The following is a 5,431-nucleotide window of genomic DNA, read 5'->3' as shown; positions in this document are numbered from 1 at the left end:
TTTTTTTTTTTTTTTTTTTTTCCCAACCATTTCTGCACCCCGCCGAGCATCTCTAGGCAGATCAACAAGATCTCTTCGAGCCACACCTAGCGGCACGGCACCACCGCGCGCGATAATGCCGGCTTCTCCGCTGCCGGGGACGACTTCTCGATCATCTTCGGAGAACACTTTGCAGTTCGGGCCAATCTCGAATTTCGATGTTTGCGTGCCGCCTTCGGCTGTAGTCGTAGAGGATCCGAACCCAACAGCTTCCGATGAGCCGAAACTGTCCATCATTGCGGCCTGAGGCATGTGCTTGAGCAGGCCTTGCTTGACTTCAGCGCTCCACATCACGCCCGATGAAACAATGGTCTGTACGGAGCTGACATCCCAACGCCCCGGATTTTCATCGAGAGCTTTCAGCATTGGCTTGCCAAACGCGTCGCCCACGATGGCCATGCTGGTGACGCCATGTTCATCGACCGTGTCCCAGAGGTTCTCGGGGTCAAAGCTGGCATTCTGTTCCAGTGTAATGATGGCGCCTCCGCCAGGAACGCTCCCATTGCGGTAAAGAGACCCGTCCCGTGCATCAGAGGACAGGCGGGAACCTGGCGGGCGGTGCGTCCCATCAATTCGACCGCCATCTTGAATTCTTCCAGTGTCGACGGGTAGGGGAGTCCCGCCTTTTCCGCGCCTTCCCTGGCGGCTCGCCTCCAAACCGATTGTGACCACATCACGCCTTTGGGCATGCCGGTCGTGCCGCCGGTATAAAGGAAGAAGAGGTCGTCAGCAGACCTCTCAATGCCGAGCGGCGAGGGATCGCCCTCCGTGGCGAGACGTTCGTAATCCTCAGCCCAGTCCGGGATATCTCCGTCGCCGATCTGAACCCAGACTTTCACCTTCGGAAGACGCCCGCGGACGAGCTCGACTTGGTCAAGAAACTGAGCGTCGTAGAAAACGACGGCAGAGTCTTGAATTGTCGAAAATGTAGAACAGTTCGTCAGCGAGGTAGCGGTAGTTGACGTTTACATGGGTAAAGCGCGCCTTGAAGCTCGCGGCGAAGGCTTCGGTGTATTCCGGCTGGTTGCGCAGATAGAAGCCAGCCTTGTCCCCGGTTTCAACACCCATTGCGCGTAGATTGCGCGCCAGTCGATTGGAGCGCGCCGTGAATTCTGGCCAGTAGATACGGCGGCTTCCATGCGCAAGGGCCAGGTCTTCCGGGCCGAGGAGATCCCCAACCACGTCAAGCATGTCTCCGAAATTCAGTTCCTCTGCAGCCGTCACGGCGATTTCTCCCAGTTTGTTTTTTTGCGAGAAGCCCAGGAGGTTGCCGCCGGGGCAGAGAAGTTAAATCGGCGTGCGTTCAAGGATCTCGGGTTCAAAAAAGAGGCAGCACCGAAGTGCTGCCTCTCGCAATTTGACTGGGACAGTTGGGCTTAGAAGCCCATGCCACCCATTCCGCCCATGCCGCCGCCCATGTCGGGCATGCCGCCGCCAGCGGATTTTTCTTCGGTGCTTCTGCGATCGAGGCTTCGGTGGTGATCAGCAGGCCAGCGACAGATGCTGCGTTCTGCAGGGCAGAGCGAACAACTTTCACCGGATCGATCACACCCATCCCGACCAGGTCGCCATACTCTTCGGTCTGGGCGTTGAAGCCGAAGCCTTTGCCCTTGCCGCGGCGGATCTGATCAACAACGACCGAACCTTCGACACCAGCGTTCTCGGCGATCTGGCGAACCGGAGCTTCCAGAGCCTTGCGAACGATGTCGATACCAGCTTGCTCGTCGTCATTGGCGCCTTTGACATCAATGTTGCCGGCAGCGGACAGGAGTGCCGTGCCGCCGCCTGGGACGATGCCTTCTTCAACAGCAGCGCGTGTTGCGTTCAGCGCGTCGTCGACGCGGTCCTTACGCTCTTTCACTTCCACTTCGGTTGCGCCGCCAACCTTGATGACAGCAACCCCGCCAGCCAGTTTCGCCAGACGCTCCTGAGCTTCTCACGATCGTAGTCGGACGAGGTGTCTTCGATCTGCTTGCGGATCTGGGAAACGCGAGCTTCGAGGTCTTTCTTCGCGCCAGCGCCATCAACGATGGTCGTGTCGTCCTTGGAGATCGAAACGCGCTTTGCGGTGCCGAGCATGTCCATGGAGACGTTCTCGAGCTTGATGCCCAGGTCTTCGGAGATGACCTGACCGCCGGTGAGAACTGCGATGTCTTGCAGCATGGCTTTGCGGCGATCGCCGAAGCCAGGTGCTTTGACTGCTGCGATTTTCAGGCCGCCACGCAGCTTGTTGACCACCAGGGTTGCCAATGCTTCGCCATCGACGTCTTCGGCGATGATGAGCAGCGGCTTCTGGCTCTGAACAACGCTTTCCAGGATCGGCAGCATTGGCTGCCAGAGAGGACAGTTTGCTCTCGTGAAGCAGGATGAACGGATCTTCGAGTTCCGCGATCATCTTGTCAGGGTTCGTGATGAAGTACGGGGACAGGTAGCCGCGGTCGAACTGCATGCCTTCAACGACATCCAGTTCGGTTTCCAGCGACTTGGCTTCTTCAACCGTGATGACGCCTTCATTGCCGACTTTCGCCATGGCTTCAGCGATCATGCCACCGACTTCGGTGTCGCCGTTCGCGGAGATCGTGCCGACTTGGGCGATCTCGTCGTTGGACTTCACTTTCTTGGAGTGGTGAGCCAGGTCGCTGAGGACTTCCGTCACGGCCTTGTCGATACCGCGCTTCAGATCCATTGGGTTCATGCCGGCGGCAACGCGCTTCATACCTTCGCGAACGATGGCCTGAGCAAGAACGGTTGCAGTCGTCGTACCGTCACCAGCAACGTCGTTTGCCTTGGAAGCGACTTCGCGCAGCATTTGCGCGCCCATGTTCTCCAGCTTGTCTTCAAGCTCGATCTCTTTTGCCACGGTGACGCCGTCCTTCGTGGTGCGCGGAGCGCCGAAGGATTTTTCGATAACGACGTTACGGCCTTTCGGGCCGAGCGTTACCTTCACAGCATTGGCAAGCGTATCGACGCCTTTCAGCATGCGTTCGCGTGCTTCTGCGCCGAAAACTACGTGTTTGGCTGACATTGTTGATTACCTCTTTTGAGAATTCTGTCTGATGAAATGCGACGGGCGGGAGCTTAGCTCTCCAGCACACCCATGATGTCGCTCTCTTTCATGATGAGCAGCTCTTCGCCGTCGACGGTCACTTCCGTGCCGGACCATTTGCCGAAGAGAACGCGATCGCCGACTTTGACGTCGAGTGCAACGCGCTCGTTGTCGTCGCCAATAGCACCGTTGCCGACAGCAACGATTTCGCCTTCCTGCGGCTTTTCCTTGGCGGTGTCAGGAATGATGATCCCGCCTTTGGTTTTCTCTTCTTCCTTGACGCGGCGCACGACGACACGGTCGTGCAGGGGACGAAGTTTCATTGGATTTAGCCCTCTTGTCTCTTTGACGAGTTCAATTGAATTTAGCTCGTGAGCAGGAACATTCAGGGAGGTTTAGCACTCACCCCTGCTGACTGCTAACGATGGTGGGCAGTTAAAGAGGGCGCTTGGGCAGCGTCAAGTTCGTCATTGCGAAATTTTTGTAAGGATCGCACGCTTCGTGAAAAGCGGCTTATGAAATTGGTAAGATAGCTTCTTTCCAAAATATGAATGGCAATGCCAGAAAATATCTCGGCAGATTGACGGTAAAATATAACTCCTGTGCGACAACATCCCCATAACCGGGAGACAGGATGTGCAGGGTAAACTAGAGGATCTGGTCGAATTCGCTGACGTTTTTCGCCTTTGTGGCGATCACGGCGCTTTGCCTCTGTTTCACGTTTTCCGTGATTGTTTATTCGATGGGCTTTCCGACCGATCCTCATAAATTTATCGTGGCAAATCTGTTCATTGCGGCCTGCGTGGCGGTCCCCACTGCAGCAATTGCAGCACAACACGAATACAAGATGCGCATCTACCAGCGAACCCTCGAAGACATGGCGTCTACAGACGCTCTCACCGGTTTGCTGAACCGCAAATTCTTCAAACAGTTCGCTTGCGAGGAAATGGCCCGTATGGGGCGGACCGAAATGACCGCAGCCGTTGCGTTGTTTGACATTGATTACTTCAAGGCGGTCAACGATCGGCACGGGCACGCCGCTGGGGACAGGGTTCTCCGCGAGATTGCCGCGGTGGCATATTCCGAACTGCGCGGTCCTTTCGACAAGCTTGGACGCTGGGGAGGCGAGGAATTCGTCATCCTGCTAAGTAATGTCGACGCTGAGCAGGCTCATAGCGTTTGTGAGCGTCTTCGGTCCTCGATTGAAAACCATGTGATGATCGTTGATGGGCAGCCGGTTAGTGTGACGGCCAGTTTCGGCCTGACCATTCTGCCGCCAAATTCGGACTTTGACGAAATGCTCGAACTGGCCGATTCAGCCTTGTATAAATCCAAGGCCAATGGACGAAATTGCGTGACAGCCTCGCGAGAGTTGACGCTGGCCGCCTGATGGCATCCCGGACGGGACCGGGGTCGATCAGATTAGGGGGAGCGGCATGTCGGGGTTCAATCCACAAAAGCTGAGTGATGCCTTGGCAGGCGCACCGTCTTTGGAGGTGTTGTCTGCAAAGCGGCCTGAGTTCGCCCATGTGCCGAAAGTCTGGTCAGATGTCTTGAGGCCGGAGCTCGCGCGCCGCGAGTCTGATCGCAAGGAAGCCATTCGAACTGCGATCACGCGGTCGTGTATCGGCGCGGGATTGCCGATTTTTGTCGCCATTCTTCTCGCCATTTCTTCCCTGATGTCATTCAACATGATGTTTCCGGGCATCATGTTTGTGATCATCCTGTTCGCGGCGGTCGTGTCCGGTCCCGCCTGGATCAGGGTTTTCACGATGAAGTCCCAGACCAAGCAGTTGGTTCTCGCTGCGGCATGTGAACCGTTTGGCTTCTCTTACGATACTTTGCATCCAGATCTTTCAGGCGTTGAAGACTTTCGGTCTCTGATGCTGCGCGCGACGGAGCTGAGTGCGGCCTATTCCGCCGGTTCGGGAAAGACTGTCCCAACGCCATTCGGCATGATCTCCACGGGGTCCGGCAATGGCATCGACAGGCGGCCCACCCCAGCCTACGAAGTTCTCGAGGCAGCAAAACTGCTACCTCGCCGTTCCCCGCAGCGCAGCGAGATTATAGACAAACCACCTCACAAAACTCCGTCTGGGCCGGGCGCGGCCGGGGAAAAGACGCACCCGGCGGCCGGCCGCGCGGCCCAGGACCGCGCAGGCGCGCCCGCCCGGCCGCGCGCCAGGACCGCGGCCCCGCCGCCCCGCCCCCCCCCCCCCCCCCCCCCCCCCCCCCCCCCCCCCCCCCCCCCCCCCCCCCCCCCCCCCCCCCTCCCCCTCCCCCCCCCCCCCCCCCCCCCCCCCCCCCCCCCCCCCCCCCCCCCCCCTTTTTTTTTTTTTTTTTTTT

At 57.9% G+C, this 5,431-nt stretch carries 4 protein-coding genes and 2 pseudogenes; 1 reads left to right on the top strand and 5 read right to left on the bottom strand.

Annotated elements, in window-relative coordinates:
• The 4 genes and pseudogenes from ACXAC3_RS00030 to groES all read right to left on the bottom strand — a co-directional run.
• A pseudogene (locus tag ACXAC3_RS00030) lies at nt 1-956 on the bottom strand (AMP-binding protein); the annotation flags it as partial.
• Nucleotides 913-1,263, bottom strand: a complete 351-nt coding sequence (locus tag ACXAC3_RS00025) for an AMP-binding protein (protein ID WP_475153833.1) — start codon at nt 1,261-1,263, stop codon at nt 913-915. The pseudogene ACXAC3_RS00030 and the gene ACXAC3_RS00025, both read right to left, overlap by 44 nt.
• A 152-nt stretch (nt 1,264-1,415) precedes the next feature.
• Nucleotides 1,416-3,064, bottom strand: a pseudogene (gene groL / locus ACXAC3_RS00020) (chaperonin GroEL).
• Between the two features lie 53 nt (nt 3,065-3,117).
• Entirely contained in the window at nt 3,118-3,408 is a 291-nt protein-coding gene (gene groES, locus ACXAC3_RS00015) for a co-chaperone GroES (RefSeq protein WP_035553878.1), read from the bottom strand.
• A gap of 365 nt (nt 3,409-3,773) precedes the next feature.
• Between groES and ACXAC3_RS00010 the strand changes: the two genes are divergently transcribed.
• Nucleotides 3,774-4,475: a GGDEF domain-containing protein gene (locus ACXAC3_RS00010; RefSeq protein ID WP_475153825.1), complete on the top strand. Its 702-nt coding sequence runs from the start codon at nt 3,774-3,776 to the stop codon at nt 4,473-4,475.
• Nucleotides 4,476-4,502: 27 nt separating this feature from the next.
• On the opposite strand, the gene ACXAC3_RS00005 is transcribed toward ACXAC3_RS00010, so the two are convergent.
• The gene (locus ACXAC3_RS00005) at nt 4,503-4,856 is read right to left on the bottom strand and encodes a hypothetical protein (RefSeq protein WP_475153823.1); all 354 of its coding nucleotides are present in this window, start codon (nt 4,854-4,856) and stop codon (nt 4,503-4,505) included.
• Between the last annotated feature and the right edge of the window lie 575 nt (nt 4,857-5,431).

It is taken from the genome of Ruegeria sp. ABV4_181, assembly GCF_056158465.1.
Note: the sequence above shows the minus strand (reverse complement) of the source record. Positions and strands in the feature narration are given on the sequence as shown.